Genomic DNA, 779 nt, shown 5'->3' with positions numbered 1-779 from the left:
ATCGTGCAGTGGTCCGGCGCCGCGTTCGGCGCGACCTTCTTCAGTGCCGCGCTCGTCGCGCCGCTGTGGGGCAAGCTCGCCGACCTCTACGGCCGCAAGCTGATGCTGATCCGCTCGAGCCTCGGCATGGCGGTCGCGATGTCGCTGATCGGCATGGCGCACTCGGCGTGGCAACTGGTCGCGTTGCGGCTGCTCGCGGGACTGCTGGGCGGCTATGCGTCGGGCTCGATGATCCTCGTCGCGACGCAGACGCCGAAGGCGCGTTCGGGATGGGCGCTCGGCGTACTGTCGTCGGGGATCATGGCGGGCAATCTGGTCGGCCCGCTGATCGGCGGCTTCCTGCCGCCGTTGATCGGCATCCGCGCGACCTTCTGGGCATCGGGCGCGGCGATCTTCGTGGCCTTTCTCGCGACGGCGTTCCTGATCCGCGAAATGCCGGTTCGCAAGCGCGCGGGCAGCGCGCCGAAGCAGGGCGCGTGGGCATCGGTCGACGACAAGGGGCCGGCCATCGCGATGCTGGCCACAGGTCTGCTGCTGATGGTCGCGAACATGTCGATCGAGCCGATCATCACCGTCTACGTCGCGCAGCTCACGAAGCCGCAAAGCGTGACGATGGTCGCGGGCTTCGTCATGTCGGGCGCGGCGCTCGGCAGCATGATCTCGTCGTCACGGCTGGGCAAGTTCGCCGATCGCGCGGGGCACTGGAATGTGATCGTCGGCTGCCTCGCCGCCTCGGCGGTGCTGCTCGTGCCGCAGGCGTTCGTCACCGCGAGCTGGCA

General features: G+C 69.1%; 1 protein-coding gene. It reads left to right on the top strand.

The window, feature by feature from the left end:
- The coding region (locus F6X42_RS42960; RefSeq protein WP_187639774.1) for an MFS transporter at nucleotides 1-779 on the top strand (779 nt) is incomplete at both ends.

The sequence above is a fragment of the Paraburkholderia podalyriae genome (genome assembly GCF_014397785.1).
GTDB lineage: Bacteria > Pseudomonadota > Gammaproteobacteria > Burkholderiales > Burkholderiaceae > Paraburkholderia > Paraburkholderia podalyriae.
Note: the sequence above shows the minus strand (reverse complement) of the source record. Positions and strands in the feature narration are given on the sequence as shown.